Below are 15,637 nucleotides of genomic sequence, written 5' to 3' on the forward strand. Positions count from 1 at the left end.
CCTCAGCCGCGGACACCTGTGGATGGAGGTCGGTCCACCGGACAGCCGCCGTGGCCGTGAGGGGGACCGGCTTGCGGGACGCACGCACTGTCCCTCCGTCTTGCCACCTTGGCTGGGCTGCTTCCTTGGGAGGAGGTGGACCAATAACCGCGACCGGGATCTGTGCAAGGCTCCGACGGTGAGCAGCAGCGACTCCAGCGCCGGAACGATCAAAGTGGCTCGTACGCCGACGCTGACGTTGTTCTGTGGCCTGCCGGGGGCCGGCAAGACGACACTCGCGAGGCGGCTGGAGGCAGACGGGGCTGGACTGCGGATCTCCACGGATGATTGGCAGGCCGCGATCGGCCACCCGCACGCAGACGCCGACTTCCACGCCCGTTTGCAGGTCGTGCTCTACCGGCACACGCTTGATCTTCTTCGCCATGGCACGGACGTGATCTTGGAGGACGGCCTGTGGCGTGGTGAGGAACGGGCTCAGAAGTTCGGCGACGCTCGCTTCCGCGGCGCGCGGATCGCCTTCCACGTGTTCGATGTTCCGCTCGACATCTTGTGGTCGCGGTTACAGAGGCGCAACGAAAGCCGGGCGCCTGATGCCTATCCGATGACGTACGAGGAGCTCCGATGGGCGTGGTCGCTGTTCCAACCTCCGTCGGCAGCTGAACTCGCTGCCGTCGATCACTACGTGATTCATCGCGGCACAGTTGATCCGTAGCAGACGGTCGAGCACCACAAGGGTCGGTCGTGCGGACGCCGCCGCCGGAAGGACCGTCCAGCGAGAGCGGCTGTCCGCTTGCTGCTGGCTGGATCGGTGGCCCTGACTACGCGGCCGCTTGGGCCTAAGCCGGCAGCGCACCGAGTTGACCGCTCGGAGATCCGGCCGTCGACCAAGCGGGTGACGAACTGGACGACCAGGTCGCGTTCAGCCACGACGAAGGTGTTACCCAACGACCTGGGTTGTGGGTGCGCTGAGCCGTCTGCAGCAACTGGCGGGTACCGTTTCCTGGGTTCACTTGACTGTGATGGCTACCGAGCCGCTGGACGGTGCGGAGTAGTAATAGCCGTTCGAGGTCGGCCCGCCGGGTTTGAATGTGGCGGTGACCCGGTGCGCACCGACGGGCGTGGCCGTGGTGGTGCAGGCCGCACCGAGTGCGATGACCTGAGCGCTGCAGAGCGTGACGCCAGTCTCGGTGGTGAAGGTGACAGTGCCGCTGACCTCGGGTCGCCCTTGCAGGTTCCGCACGGTCGCCGCATACACCACGCGCTGACCGACCTTGACCACCGAGGCGGAGGCGTAAGCCTTGGTCCGGGTGGGTGCCGGATCGACGCGGACGGCAACCGCCCGCTGGCCGGGCAGGAAGGCGTCGTCCCCGCTGTAGCTGAGAGTTACGGTGCTGTCCCCGGGTGGCGTCTTGGCCGAGGTGCAGGCGCCCAGTGACTGCGCGTCGTGGTCCGGGTCTTTGCCGAGACGCGCCTGGCACAGGACCGTCCCGGCCGCGCTGACCGTGAGCGTGCCCGTTGGGACGCTCACCCCCGACGCCGACTGGACCGCTGCCGAGTACGTGAGCTCGGCGCCATACGTCGTACTCGGCAGCGCATCGACGAGGAACTGCACGGTGGGCGTGGCATAGCGGATCGTCAGGAGCCCGTCGGCTCCGGCTCCGTTGGGCGATGTCGTCATGGAGGGGAACAGCAGGTGGGTGCCCGGTCCGCCGGCCACGTTGGCGGGCCCGCCATCGTAGCTGTCTCCGGCTGCGCCACCCCCGCCGGCGCCTCCGCTGTGGTCGCCGCCCTGACCGCCGTTGCCGCTGGCGGGATAACCGCCACCGCCACCACCGCCACCGCCCTGACCGGCGCCGTCGGCGGAGTCGGCTCCCCTGGGCGACCCACCTGACGGTCGTCCGCCGGCCCCCCCACTGATCCCGGCTCCCGGTGCACCGGCCAGGCCGGTGATGTTGTTCGGTCCGCCGGCACCGCCGGTCTCGCCATCGACCCGGCCCTCGCCGCCGCCGCCGCCACCGCCGCCGGCGACCACCGTCGGCTGCGACAGCGGGGCGTTGAGCGAAAGGACGGACGCTGCGCCGCCGCCGCCACCCCCGCCCGCACAGATGGCACCCTTTCCGCCATATCCGCCCCCGTACCCGGCGGCGCCCGCCCCGCCGTAGCCCGGCGTGCTGTCCCCGCCGCGACCGATGTAGAACGGCTTGTCCTGGGTGCAGGTGTCATCGTCGAGCGGCATGCCCCGGTCCGCCTTGCCGCCGTACTCGCCGATCTGGACCCGGACGACATCGCCCGGTCGCACCCGAAGGGTCCCACTGACCTCACGCCCGGCTCCGCCGATGCCGCCGGACGTGGGGATCGCATCGAGGGCCCGGCCACCAGTCCCGCCGCCTGCGCCGTCGAGCGTCAGGTCGAGGTAGGCAACTCCGTCGGGTACGACGAAGTTCTGCACCCCGTTCGGGATCTGGTCCACCCGTCGAGCACGGTATTCGCAGACGGTCTTGTCACCGGTGCGGCTGCAGCCGGTGGGAGTCACGATCGCGAACGCAGGGCTCGGCGCCAGCAGCTGGATGCTGGTGGCCACCAGGGAAGCTGCGGCGAGCAAACCGGCCGCTCGTCGACGTGGGCGACCCTTCCGGTCTGCTCTCAGCGCACCAGCGCGAGCTGACGCTAGCGGGGTCTGCCATGATCCGTGTGCCATCGTGACCTCATTCGGTAGGTGGGCGTCTGCATTGCGCTCCGCTCACGGTATGGACGTACCTGGCCCACCGGCTTCCATCGAGAAGTTGATCTGACCCCAGTCCGCCTCCACCCCTGGGTGGAGGCGCGCCGCACCACGACGCCGACCCGCCAGCAGCGTCGATCATCCCGATGTACCGGTCCGAGGGTTTGCCCGCGACGTTTCTGGGCATACTTTTCTAAAGTCCGCGCCAGGGGATGTGACGGCATGCGCATACGTGAGGACAGCCCGGACAGAGCCCGGCAGCCGCGCCGGCTCGATTGGGTGCTGGCCCTGCTCACCTGGGCGGTGGCTGGCGTCGTGGTCGTGAGCACATTCTTTTCACTCCACACGCTCGACGCCGGCATGCGGGTGGCCACCGTGGCTGTGACAGCCGTCGTGATCTCGCTCTGGACCGTGGTCCAGTTCTTACCCGACGCCAGACCGGCCGTCGGCATGCTGGTGGCGATCGGCGTCCTCGGTGCAGGACTCGACTATCTGAATCCCGAAGGGCCGGGCTACATCGTCGTGTTCATGGCGATCGCGGCGATCGCCGGACGTTACCCGCTCCGCATCAGTGCCCCTGCCGCCGGCGTGCCTGCGGCGGCATCGGTCGTGGCCGAGCTGCTCACCTCGCATCATCCGCTCAGTTCTGTCCTGAACATCTGCATCGGCGTTGGCTTCGTGTTCGCGACAGCCACGTTCGCCCGAGCCAGCCAGGACGCCCATGCGTTGGCGGCTGCACTGCTCCGCGAGCAGGAGGCGGCGCAGGAGGCGCGCGAACGCGCCGTCGTCCTCGGCGAGCGAAGTCACCTGGCCCGAGAGCTCCACGATGTCCTCGCCCACACGCTGTCTGGCCTGTCCCTCCAGCTGGCCGGCGCGGCGTTGCTGGCCGATCGGACCGGAGCCGATCCTGCACTGACGAAGCAGGTCGGATTGGCTCAGGCCACCGCCCGCGAGGGCCTGGTCAATGCGCAGCGGGCCATCGAGGCGCTTCGCGGTGAGGGCGCGTTGCCCGGTCCCGAGAACCTCGACGCGTTGATCGACAGTGCACGTCGGGCCGGCGACATCCAGATCAGCTACGTCGTCGAGGGGACGCCCGTTCCGGTCTCGCCTGAGGTGGGACTGACGATCTATCGGGCCGTCCAGGAGAGTCTGACCAACGTCACACGTCACGCGGGGCGCCACCCGTCGGTACGGGTGACCGCGTCCTGGTCGAGCGGCGCGGTATCTGTCGAGGTCGTCGACAGCGGCGGCGACGGCCAGCCGGCCGGCTTGCCACCAAGTGGTTGGGGGTTGCGCGGCCTGGCGGATCGGTGTGCCCGGGTTGGCGGTCAATTCGAGACCGGTCCGTGCGGGAGTGGCTGGCGGGTCCGGCTGACGGTGCCGGTTCGAGCCGCTGCGGCCGACTCCGTGCGGACGTCATGAGTACATTCCCGGACCGACCACGGCCGGTCACGGTGTTGATCGCGGACGACCAGAAGATCATCCGTGACGGCCTTGCGCTGATATTGGGGCTACTGGACGGCGTCTCGGTGATCGGAACCGCGATAGACGGCCGCGACGCGGTGCGGCAAGCGACTGCTGTACGTCCGGACGTCGTGCTGATGGATCTGGACATGCCGGCGATGAATGGGGTCGAGGCGACGCGCCGGCTGGCCGCGGGAAACCCGCCGTGCCGCGTGGTCGTGCTGACCACCTATCTAGACGATGACTGGGTGTACCGGGCCATCGACGCCGGGGCCCGCGGCTACCTGACCAAGGACGCAACCCCCGAGGAGATCCGGGACGCCGTCGTCACCGTGGCCAGCGGGGAGGCCCACCTGGAACCGCGGGTCCAGCGTCGTCTGCTCGACCTGCTCGCGACCGGCGCGCGTAACGGTGTTCCCACGAGTCCGCCTGGCGACATCGAGGACGGGTTGACCGCCCGCGAGACGGAGATCCTGGTCGAGATCGCCGACGGTCGCACCAATGCAGAGATCGCGCAGCGCCTCGTCATTTCCGAAGCCACGGTGAAGACACATGTGAACCACCTGCTCCTCAAGACCGGCTGCCGTGATCGGGCCGCTCTCGTCGTGTACGCATACCGCAGCGGTCGAGCGACGCCCTGAGGACGCCCACCTCGTGCGCTGACGTGGAGAGTGGCGAGGCCAGTTCCGATCGACGGAGAGCAGCGATGAGTGCTCCGCATGACCGACGTCTAACGGACGAACCGACCCGAGTATCACAAGGGCCCACTGTTGTGCGGGAAGCACGCAGTAGTCGTCGGTCGTGCGAGTCGCGGTGGCACCGATCTCCCTGCTTGATCCATGGCGGCCGGCGTGTGGAGGCTGGTCAGCCGGCTCCGCTGAGACAGGAGGAATCAGCGGAGCGGGTCCGAGGTTGTCGCCTTCATGAAGTCCATCATCTACACCGAGACCGGTGCCCCGTCCGTTCTACAGCTGGTCGACCGTGAGCCCACCCCACCGGGGCCGGGCGAGGTTCGCGTCCGCGTCATCGTGTCCGGGGTCAACCCGACCGACTGGAAGTCCCGTCGCGGCTCCGGCCCAGGCGAGGCGCTGCCCTTCGCCGAGGTCACGCCCAACCAGGACGGCGCCGGCGTGGTCGACGCCGTGGGTGACGGCGTGACCGACCTAGCCGTCGGCGACCGGGTCTGGACTTATCTGTCCGGCCATCAGCGACCAACGGGCACCGCGCAGGAGTACACCACCCTGCCGGCGGAGCGGGTAGTCCGGCTGCCCGACGGGATCAGCTTCGACGTCGGCGCCAGCCTCGGAGTGCCGGCTATGACCGCCCATCGGGCGCTGACCGTGGCCGAGGATGGCCCGCGCCGCCTGCAACCCGGTGCCCTCGACGGTCAAGTCGTCCTCGTCTCCGGGGGTGCCGGTGCGGTCGGTCACGCGGCCATCCAGCTGGCTCGCTGGGCCGGGGCAACCGTGATCAGCACGATCTCGGGGCCGGCCAAGGCCGACCTGGCCACCGCAGCCGGAGCCCACCACGTGGTCAACTACCGCGAGCAGGACGCCGCTGCTGCGATTGCTGAACTCGCCCCGGACGGGGTCGACCTGATCGTCGAGGTCGCCGTCGGCGCCAACGCCGAACTCGACCAGGCCGTGGCTCGGTCACGCACCTCGATCGCCAGCTATGCCAACGACGGCGGTGCCAAGCTAGCCCTGGATGTACGAGCGAGCATGGTCAAGAACCTGCGCTGGCAGTTCGTCCTGCTGTACACGGTCGGCGACCTGGCCCTCTCCGACGCGGTGGCCGACATCACCGCGGCGCTGCGGGACGGGGTGCTGCCGGTCGGTGAGGGTGCCGGACTGCCGCTGCACCGGTTTGCGCTGGTCGACACCGGCGCCGCCCATCAGGCAGTCGAGGATGGGGCTATAGGCAAGGTCTTGATCGACGTCAACTCCGACTGATCGAGTCCGAGACCGGGTGATCGATGGAGGTGTCGGCGGTCGCGGCTAGCGTCGGATCCATGGTGACGCCGCTGCCCGAACTGCTGGTGACCGACTCAGCCGCGTTGCGGGCGTGGCTCGAAGAGCACCACGCAACATCGTCGGGTGCCCGGCTGGTGCTGACCAAGAAGGGCGGCTCGGACACCACGCTCACGTGGCCGGGCGCAGTCGAGGAGTTGCTCTGCTTCGGCTGGATCGACGGCCAGGCCGGCAAGCGCGACGAGGTCAGCTACACCGTGCGGATCACCCCGCGCCGGCCCAAGGGCAGCTGGTCACAGCGAAACGTCGACCTCGTGGCGATGCTCGAGGATCAGGGCCGGATGACTGACGCCGGGCGCGCCGCGGTCGAGGCCGCGCGCGCCGACGGGCGGTGGGCCGCGGCGTACGCCGGTCCGGCGACCCGGCGGCCGCCGGACGACCTGGCCGCGGCGATCGCGGCGGAGCCGGACGCGCAGGCGATGTTCGATGTGCTCACGAGCGCCAACCGGTTCGCGTTGATCCATCGCGTCGAGAGCATGAAGCGAGCCGAGAGCCGGGCCCGCAAGATCACCGAGATGGTGGCGATGCTGGGGCGCGGTGAGACGCTCTACCCGCAGAAGGCGGGTCACCCCCGGATGGGCACGCCCGGGCGTCGGCACGGGGAAGCGGGGTCTCCATGACCGAGCGTGACGGCGCCGATCCGGACGCACGCCGCGAGCCGTTGCCGTGGTCGGCGATTCGCCCGGCGCCGTCTGGTCAGCTGCGTTGGAGCCAGTACGCCCAGCCGTTTGGGCCGTTCTCGCAGTTCAGGTCTGACCCCACCAGGCCGCCGAAACGGAGGCGCACGACGACCATCCAGTAGCGGGTTGTCAGGTCCGTAGGTGACATCCTTCTGGCTGCTGATGATCTGCAGGGCTGCCCAGGTTGCACGGCGCTGCCCGCCCCGCTGCGAGAGCCGGCTACTCGACGGTGGTGTGTCGGACAAACCTGTCCACTTTGGCCAGTCACTCCGGGTGCGAAGTTCGCCACGCTTGCGTTGTCGGGCTCGCCGCACAAGTTTCCGCCGAGGCCGGACCACCTCAGAAGGGCACCAACCGGGTGTCCTGTCACACACGCAGAAAGCGCACCACCATGTCTCGCACCAACCGAATCGGCGTCACCCTTGCTGCCGTTGCCACCCTCGGCCTGCTCGCCGGCGCGACCGGCTGCTCGGCAAACCTGTCAGACTCCGTCCTGCCCGTCGATCAGCAGAGCAGTCCAGCAAAGCAGCAGCCGGTCGGCTCCACGCTCGGCTACAACGTGCTCAACGAGAGCGGGCAACGCTTGGTGTTTCAGAAGGTGACCGGGAAGCTGCCGGCTCCGCCCACCAGCCAGTCGACCGTGTATCCGTTCGACAAGGTCAACTTCCAACTGCACTATCCCGGCCCTGGCGGTCACTCCAGCGGCGACGCCTGGTATTCCGTGGTCAACGCCGAAGGCACGACCACCGGCTCGATCGACTTCCACTTCGACGCAGGGACGCTGGGCAAATCGACGATCACGCAGTACGACACCAACAACAATGTGATCAATCCGTCTAGCTGGACGGTCAACACCACCTTTGATCCCGGTACGTTCCAGGACGTCACTGTGACCGACATGAAGGGTAGCGGCGACACCGATGTGGACATTACTCCGGGCCAGAACGGTTGGACCCAGGACGAGGTGTCCTCGATTCTCAAGCAGCAGTGCTTGAGCAAGAACTGCAGCTACGACGACGTCACCACGACCGATACGCGCGCCGATCCGGTCGTGCTCGCCTCGGCGTACAACGCCAACCCCGCCGGTGGAGACAGCAGCAGTGTGTCGACCGAGCAAGGGTACGAACAGAGCACCACCAACAGCTGGGACACGACGTACTCCAGCGAAGTCCAGCTCATGGATGCCGTCACGGTCGGGGTCACGACCAGCGTCGGCTATTCGGTCACTACCTCGCAGAACTTCGGGACCTCCTACAGCATCAACATCCCCGGCGACAGCACCGGAGTCATCTGGGGCGAGGCACCCCTGATCCACTCCAGCGGAGACTTCACCGTCACCGCCGGCAACACCAGCCTCCACTTCAAAGGATCGACCTTCGACTACCCTGACCCCCACGGCGCGATGGTCTACAAGTCGGCGTCCAACTACACCGGCGACCAGACCAACGACTTCCCCGCGGCGCCCGGCGTCAACAACAACACCGTTACCGTGGCCGCCCCCGAGCACCCCAAGACCGTCAAGTAGGAGGCAGACCGCTGACCGATCCTCGCCGGATCGGTCAGCGGTTCTCGAACGCATCGTCTTCGGATCGCGACCTTCGCCTGACCCTCACCCTCACCAAGACCCCGACAGGAGCCTCACCATCACCGACTGTGCCCCCAGGACTACGGCGAAGGATCTGCTGGTCGAGATGTTCGACCACATGGTCATCGTCAAGAACCCGAACATGATCGAGCGCTACTACCATCCCGACTTCGAGCTCACGACCAACGGCATGACCCAGGGCTACGAAGCCTTCGCCCGCGGCCACGCGACCGTCTACGCCACCCCGATCGCGTACGCGGTCGAGTACGACGAGGACGCCTGGGTCAGCACCGAGGACCAGGTCGCCGGACGGTTGTGGATCACGACCAGCCGACCCGGGGAGGAGCCGAAGCGCCTGGAGGTCGTGCTGATCGCCTCGCTGCTCGACGGCAAGATCTATCGGCTCTGGGAGCTGACTTGGCCCGACTGGTCCTCGCTCGAGGCCTTCAAGACCTACGACCAGGAACAGTTCTGATTGGATGCGAGGGCGGGATGCGGCATCCACCGGCACGTCTGCAGCACGATCCCCGCGCCGCGTTCCCGATCTTCCTGTCGTAGCGCCATGCGAGACCGACGGGGAGCTCCGACAGGCTCGGCTTCACCGAGCGAGTCCGGGCCAGCAGGGGAGTTCGGCGTCTCAGCATCCCACGGATCGGGGAGCAATTCAGATCTGCTGCATCGATAGCATGATCTTCACCGGCGCAGCTGAAAGACGGCACCTCGGAGGACGATCACGTTCGGCCCTCAACCTTGCCCTCAGGTGGCTGATTGCCGTCGATTGAGCCGTTCTTGATCATGCTGCGGTTGTGGCCGGCGCCGCCGGCGGGAAAGGGTAGGACGTCTAGATGTACTGGACAGCTGACCAGCTGGCGGTCGTCGACGACGCTCTCGATGCTGCGCGTGCCGGGGTCCCGACGGTGCTCCTGGTGGAGGGCGACGCCGGCATGGGGAAGTCGAGTCTGCTCGACGAACTGGTCGACCGGGCAGTCGGTTTCGTGGTCGCGACCTCGGACGGTGTCGAAAGCAGTGCCGTGCCGATTCCGTACGGCGTGCTGCACGACTGGGGCATCGATATCGGCGACGGGACGCTCGGCGACGACGCCACAGCACGGGCCACCAGTGAGCTGATTTGGGCGCTCGACCGGATCGGGGCCGACCAGCCCGTGCTGTGGCTGCTGGACGACGTGCAGTGGGCCGATCCGGAGTCGGTCGCTGCCCTGCGGTCTCTGGTCCGGCGGTTGGTCGGGACACCGCTGCTGGTGGCGCTGGGTCGGCGGACGCCGTCCCCGGGCTCGCCTGATGTCGAGGACCTGGTCCGACCGCGCTCGCGGCAGCGCCGGGTGCGGCTCCAGGGGCTGACGGTCGAGGACGCCACCCGGCTGGTCTGCTCGACGCATCCGCACATCGGCGCCGCCGCGGCCGTCGAGTTGTGGCGGCACACCGGCGGCAACCCGCTCTATCTCTCGTCGCTCCTGGATGAGTTCGACAGCGACGAGCTCGACGGCCTGCAGGGAGAGCTGCCGGCGCCCCGAGCGTTCACGGCCGCCGTGGCCCGCAAGCTCGCCAGGCTCTCGACCCGAGCGGGCGACATCCTCGGGGCGACCGTGGTGCTGAGCGCGAGCTGGTCGGCGGTTCCCGACGTCGCTGTGGTCGCCGACCAGGCGGCACCCTTCGAGGCGCTGCAGGAGCTCGTCGACGCTGATCTCGTGCACGTACGACTGTCCGGTCACCTGTCGGTACGGCCCGCGCACGCACTGGTCGGGGCCGCCGTCCGCCAGCTGATGCCGTTGCCACCTCGCCGCCAGCTCCACCGGCGGGCGGCGTCGGTCCGCTCGGGCGCCGAGGCGCTCGACCACCGGGTGGCCGCGGCCGACGGTTACGACGACGTACTCGCCCACGAGGCGTCGCGGCATGCTGCGACGCTGTATGCGCAGGGGGCCCACCGCCAGTCCGCACACTACTTTCGAGTGGCTCGGGACCTGACGCAGGAACCTGCGGCGCGGCGCGCGCTGGATCTGGAGAGCCGGTGGAGCGACGTGCTGTCGGCTCACGCCGGCAACGCCGACCCGATGATCGACCCGTCCGGCCCTCAGGATGCCGCCGCGGCCAGCGTGGCCGCTCTGCACCTGGTCCGGGACGGCGACATCGTGGCCGCCACCCGACGACTGGACCATCTCGACGACGACGCCCTGCAACGGGCGGCGCCCATCACGCGCTATCGCATCCACCTGCTGACCGCCTACACCAGGCTGGTGGGAGGCCAGAGCACGGCGCGCGTCGTCGAGGCCCTGGAAGCGCTCGACCGGACCGAGGTGCGCGACCCGGCCCTTGCGACGATGGAGTCGCCGACGCGGGGCTTCGTGGCCGCGCGGCTGGACGGTGACGGTGGCGCCATCCCGACGACCTTGGCGCAGCTGCCCGCCAACCCGATGGACGTCCCCGAACCGATGCTGGGCCTGCTCGGGTGGCGTGCCGTCTACCGGGTGCACTCGCTGCAGGTGCGCGAGGCCGCCGGCGATCTGGAGGCGATGATCGACCGGGCGATCGGCCGGCGCGATGCGTCTCCGCTGCAGTCCCAGCTCGCCTTGGCGCAGTGGTACGCCGGGGACTGGGGATCGGCCGGCGTCGCTCAGGGTCTCTCCGACAACAGTCCCTCGAAGCACTGGAGTCCCGACATCGGCGGCGCGCTGCTGAACTCGGCCTGGGGTCGGTTCGACGACGCGGACACCCAGCTGAGAGAGGCAGCTGCGGCGGTCCGGCGGGCACCCTGGCCGGAGGGCCGGCTCCAGGTGATGGTGGCGCGGGTCGCCCGCGTCCACGCGGCCGGCCGGCAACCGGCCGAAGTCGCGACGCTGGCCGCCGACTACCACGATCTGGCCCAGATGTTGGAGGTCGTCTCCGCCGCCGACGGGTCGATCGTGCTGCACGCCGGTCTGCTCGCCCACTGGTCGGGCCGTCCAGGCGTCGCGCATGCCTGCGCCGACCTGATGGAGCGTGCGCTCCAGCCGTCCCGCTCCCACCGGGCGCTGACGCTGTGGCTGCGCGGCCTGCTGGCGTCGAGGACTCCCGGCGCCGAAGCCATCGACCTGCTGCGGTCGGCCGCTGACGACCACCAGCAAGAGCTTCCGCTGTATCGGGCCCACATGTGGGCGGATCTGGGTGAGGCACTGCTCCCGTCGAGTCCGTCCGAGGCGCAACAGGCTCGGCGCCAGGCGTTGCAGATCTACCAGGCGCTCGGCGCGTCGCCGTACGAGGAGCGCCTCACTCGGCTCGTGGCCCCGTGCGGGCCGGAGCTGACGTCATCGCCGGCGTCCGCGTCGGTGTACCTCCCGGCGCTGACCGAACGCGAACGTGCCGTCCTGGCACTGCTCACCAAGGGCTTGAGCTACCAACAGATCGCAGGCCAGCTGTTCGTCACCAGGAGCGCGGTGGCCTTTCACCTCTCGAATCTGTACGCCAAGTTCGGGGTCCGCTCGCGGCACGACCTCACCGCGTATGTGCTGGCGAATCCAGCCGCTCTTCGAGCCAGTTGAAGGCCCGGTTCTCGGTGAGCTGGCGACCAAGTGGCTGGCAGTGATGATCAGCGCCCTCCGACGCGCTGAACGAGACCGTCTCGGCATGGGGCACCAGCTGGGCGAGCTGCTGGGACTGACCGGGCCAGAACTGCTCATGATCAGGATCGGTGATCAACATCGGGGTGCGGATCCGGGCGGCGAGCTCGGCATCGACGCGGTAGTCCATGACCGTGCGGTAGAGGTCGTACCAGTCAGTGTGATCGTAGGGTCGGCTGCGCCACGCCAACGTGCGCCCGAGGCTGGGGACCTTGGTCGCCAGGCGCATGTCCCGGTCGAACCGGTCGCGGCTGCCGTCGTGCAGCATCCGCACCATGGCGGCGCTGAGGTGCCGGGTCCAGCTGGCGGAGACGTCCACCACACCGGGATCGACGACAGCGGCGACCAGCCGGTGCTCGAAAGCGAGGGCGCGGGTGAGCCAGTAGCCGGCTTGGCTGACGCCCCATCCGGTGAGGCGCTCGGGGTCGACGTCGTCGCGGGCGCTGAGGGTGTCGACCACCGGTGTCAGGACCGCCTCCCAGTCCGGCCGGAAGTGTGTGTGCTGCTCGAACAGCATCGACTGCTGCCCGGGGCCGTCGTAGACGAACGCATTCCAGCCCCGGCTCAGAGCGCCGGCGCCTGGTGTCCACAGGTCGCTGACGGCCCCGTCGCTGCCGTTGGTGATGATCACGGTTGAGCGGGCAATGCCGCTCGCGTCGGGGCGGAGCAGGTAGCCGGGCAGCGAGCGGTCCTCGTAGGAGACCTCGACCCGCAGGTGCGCTCCCTGCGAGCAGTCGACGAAGGCGTCCCAGGCCTGCCGGTGCGACCGGAAGGTGGCCAGCAGCTCAGCCTCCGCGTCAGTGCTGGTAGACACCCCGTCGACGACGCAGGCCCAGTAGGTAGCGGCCCGTAGATAACCTGAAGCCGCGCTGACGAGATGACCGCCACTCCTGTCAGCGTCCGCCTCACGCTGCACCGTCTGCGCCGTCAGCGCCCACTGGGGCGCCCAGTCCGAGTTGTGTCGAATGCGACCGATCGTGGCCAGCACCTCTCCGAGCTCACTGGCACCGTGCACAGCGCGACCCAGCACTCCCCGGGTAGCGAAGTCCAGGCTCTCGTCACTGAAGAAGCCCTTGTCCAGCAGACGGCTCCCGTGGTTCGCGTCGATGATCATCGTCTCACTCTCTTCGTGTCTTCTCGTGGTCGTGCCCGCCGCTACTCGGCGGACGTGTCAGGCCTTGCCAGGCTGGAGAGCCAGCCGCTGCGATAAATCCAGGCGGCGTGGTCGACGACTCCGAGCTCACCGGTGGTTGTTGCAACCCAGACGTACGCGCTCGTGTCCTCTTCCTCTCCGACATCCCCACTCCACTCCTGCCGTCATTCCACCCGCCGAGGATTGATGGGGCGCCGGCAAGGTCCAGCCTGGGGCCTCTGTCGACAACGGGCCCTGGTCACAATGACCAGGGTCTGGCTGGGTCGCTATGCGGGACGCAGGGATCGTCCGCCTGCGAGCGCGTCCTGAGCGCCATCGAGCGTTCGATCGTCGAGCTGCAGGGCCAGCTTCTCGATGGAGGCCGGCTGGGCATCGGGTGACCGCTGGAGAGATGGCATCGCGATCCACGGCGGGGCCCGCAAGGCGTCGTGCGTATGGGATGAATGGCGCTGCGATCTCCACGATCCCGGTACCGCAAGGCGACCCTCCTACGGCACGCTCACAGATCCCGCTCGCGGAAGATCGAGTTGACGGCAAGATGTCGTCTTAGCCGAGCGTCGGTCAGGGCATCGACGATTACCGACGCGCCGCACCAGGTTGCCCCAGCTGATTCAACGATCTTGCGAGCTGCGACGGCTTGACCACCGGTGTCGATCCAGTCGTCGACGAACAGGACACGTGATCCCGACGGCAGCAAGTCACGGCGCAGGCCCAGCCTGAGATTGCGGTCCTGATAGTCCGGTGGCGTCCGCGCGGTGAGCCAGCGGTCGCTGTCGGTGGAAGGTTCAGGGTCCTTGCGGAGCTCGACCAGACCGACGTCGAGTTCGAGCGCGACCAGAGCTCCGAGCAGACCGCCCCGCGACTCGGGTCCGACGACATGCGAGATGACGGACCCACGGCTCGGCTCGGCCAGGGCTGGTCCGAGCCGGCGCAGGATGCTGGCATCGGCCCACCATCCGGTTGGCTCCGCGGCGTAGCGGTCGTCGGTCCGGTCGGACAGCCAGCGGAACGCCGCACGCAGATCGCTCAGCAGCTGCGCGTCCGGATCAGCTCTTGGTCGCGGTCCTCGATCCTTGGTGCCCACGGCAACAGTCTGCCGGGAACGTCGCTCAGTGGGTTTCGATCGTCGAATCAGCCGTCACGGCGGCCCGCAGTCGTACGGCTGTCGCTCGGCGCACCATCGTCGGAATCCTCGTCGGGGACCGAGTCGGCCTTGACGGCACCGCGCTCACCGAGCGGCCGCGCCGGGCCGCGCGTGCTGTCGCGGACGGTCTGCTGCTCGGCCTCGGCGTTGACTTCGGCGCCGAGCAGGATCGCGTACGACGTGATCCACAGCCAGAACAGCATGACCACGATGCCGGCCACGGCGCCGTACGTCTTGGCATAACTGCCGAAGCTGGCCACGTAGATCGCGAAGCCGATGGAGGCGATCAGCCAGAGCACGGTGGCGAGCGCCGCTCCGACCGACAGCCAGCGGATCTTCGGTGCGTCGCGGTCGGGTCCGATCCGATAGATCACCGCCAGGGCCACGGACACGACCGCGGCGATCAGCACCCAGCGCACGATCTGGAGCAGCCAGCTCAGCGGGCCCAGGTCCAGCCGGGCGAGAACGGCCGGGAGGACCGCGACGAGTCCGAACACGATGACCATGAAGACGATGGCGCCCAGAGTGACGAGCAGGGCGAGTCCGCGCTTGGCCACGAAGGAACGCTTCTCCTCCTCGTCATAGGCGACGTTGACCGCGGTCAGCAGCTGCCCGACCCCGCCGGACGCCGACCAGAGTGCGATCACGATCGAGACCACGGCGCCGATCCCCAAGCCCACCCGGCGCGAGCTCTGGTTGCGGAGCTGATCGATGATCAGGTCCCGGGCCTCGGCCGGAATTCCCTGCAAGACCTGCGACAGCTGCCCGACGATCTGGGTCGGGTCGGCGAACAGCCCGTACAGCGACACCGCGGCGATGATCGCCGGGAAGATGGCCAGGAACGCGTAGTAGGCGAGGCCGGCCGCGAGCAAGGGCACCTGATCCGCCTTGGCCTCTGCCCATCCCCGCTTGGCGATCTGGAACCAGCCTCGTCGAGGAATCTGGCTGGGTCGATCTGCGTCGCCGCCGGGGACGTCGGTGTAGTCGGGACGATCGGTATCGCGTACTGCAGAACTCATGACCACCACACTCGAATCTCGGGATCGACTGTCGGAACTGCAGGTAGTTTACTGCGTAAACTCAGGGTGCTGATCGGGCCTGTCCGCGGTTTCGCGGGGATGATCGGGAAACGATGGCGCGATCGGGAGGCGCGACCGTGCTGGTTCCCGGCACAGCCCCGACGAGCGGCAGGGCGTACGCCGATCCCGCCACGGCTCACCAGCGCAGCTGGATCGATCGAGATTCGAG

Annotated in this window: 12 protein-coding genes; 8 read left to right on the forward strand and 4 right to left on the reverse strand. The window is 68.5% G+C overall.

All coding sequences use genetic code 11. The annotated features are described in order from the left end of the window. Positions 1-178 precede the first annotated feature (178 nt). On the forward strand, positions 179-712 hold the full coding sequence (locus ABD747_RS25780; protein ID WP_344810023.1) for an AAA family ATPase: 534 nt from the start codon (positions 179-181) through the stop codon (positions 710-712). Between the two features lie 294 nt (positions 713-1,006). Here ABD747_RS25780 and ABD747_RS25785 read toward each other — a convergent pair whose 3' ends face one another. Then, entirely contained in the window at positions 1,007-2,581 is a 1,575-nt protein-coding gene (locus ABD747_RS25785) for an Ig-like domain repeat protein (protein ID WP_344810024.1), read from the reverse strand. 363 nt (positions 2,582-2,944) lie between these two features. Here ABD747_RS25785 and ABD747_RS25790 point away from each other — a divergent pair, with 363 nt between their 5' ends. The 7 genes from ABD747_RS25790 to ABD747_RS25820 all read left to right on the forward strand — a co-directional run bounded on the left by ABD747_RS25790 (position 2,945) and on the right by ABD747_RS25820 (position 12,014). Next, entirely contained in the window at positions 2,945-4,144 is a 1,200-nt protein-coding gene (locus ABD747_RS25790; RefSeq protein WP_344810025.1) for a sensor histidine kinase, read from the forward strand. 32 nt (positions 4,145-4,176) lie between these two features. Further along, entirely contained in the window at positions 4,177-4,827 is a 651-nt protein-coding gene (locus ABD747_RS25795; RefSeq protein WP_344810121.1) for a response regulator transcription factor, read from the forward strand. Positions 4,828-5,109: 282 nt separating this feature from the next. Then, positions 5,110-6,138 (forward strand): NADPH:quinone reductase, encoded by a 1,029-nt coding sequence (locus ABD747_RS25800; RefSeq protein WP_344810026.1) that lies wholly within the window; start codon positions 5,110-5,112, stop codon positions 6,136-6,138. A gap of 59 nt (positions 6,139-6,197) precedes the next feature. Continuing rightward, a complete protein-coding gene (locus ABD747_RS25805) occupies positions 6,198-6,836 on the forward strand; it encodes a YdeI/OmpD-associated family protein (RefSeq protein ID WP_344810027.1) in 639 nt (212 codons plus the stop codon). Positions 6,837-7,287: 451 nt separating this feature from the next. Beyond that, a complete protein-coding gene (locus ABD747_RS25810) occupies positions 7,288-8,421 on the forward strand; it encodes a hypothetical protein (protein ID WP_344810028.1) in 1,134 nt (377 codons plus the stop codon). A gap of 166 nt (positions 8,422-8,587) precedes the next feature. Next, the gene (locus ABD747_RS25815; RefSeq protein ID WP_344810029.1) at positions 8,588-8,956 is read left to right on the forward strand and encodes a nuclear transport factor 2 family protein; all 369 of its coding nucleotides are present in this window, start codon (positions 8,588-8,590) and stop codon (positions 8,954-8,956) included. Positions 8,957-9,326: 370 nt separating this feature from the next. Next, a complete protein-coding gene (locus ABD747_RS25820) occupies positions 9,327-12,014 on the forward strand; it encodes a LuxR C-terminal-related transcriptional regulator (RefSeq protein ID WP_344810030.1) in 2,688 nt (895 codons plus the stop codon). Here ABD747_RS25820 and ABD747_RS25825 read toward each other — a convergent pair. The 3 genes from ABD747_RS25825 to ABD747_RS25835 form a co-directional block, all read right to left on the reverse strand. Continuing rightward, positions 11,968-13,206 carry an alpha/beta hydrolase family protein gene (locus ABD747_RS25825; protein ID WP_344810031.1) on the reverse strand — a complete coding sequence of 413 codons (1,239 nt, stop codon included), beginning with the start codon at positions 13,204-13,206 and terminating at the stop codon, positions 11,968-11,970. The two genes, ABD747_RS25820 and ABD747_RS25825, sit on opposite strands and share 47 nt — an antisense overlap. A 538-nt stretch (positions 13,207-13,744) precedes the next feature. Continuing rightward, a complete protein-coding gene (locus ABD747_RS25830; RefSeq protein ID WP_344810032.1) occupies positions 13,745-14,329 on the reverse strand; it encodes a phosphoribosyltransferase family protein in 585 nt (194 codons plus the stop codon). Between the two features lie 47 nt (positions 14,330-14,376). Further along, on the reverse strand, positions 14,377-15,408 hold the full coding sequence (locus tag ABD747_RS25835; RefSeq protein ID WP_344810033.1) for a YihY/virulence factor BrkB family protein: 1,032 nt from the start codon (positions 15,406-15,408) through the stop codon (positions 14,377-14,379). Positions 15,409-15,637: the final 229 nt, after the last annotated feature.

The sequence above is a fragment of the Microlunatus ginsengisoli genome (assembly GCF_039537205.1).
GTDB lineage: Bacteria > Actinomycetota > Actinomycetes > Propionibacteriales > Propionibacteriaceae > Microlunatus > Microlunatus ginsengisoli.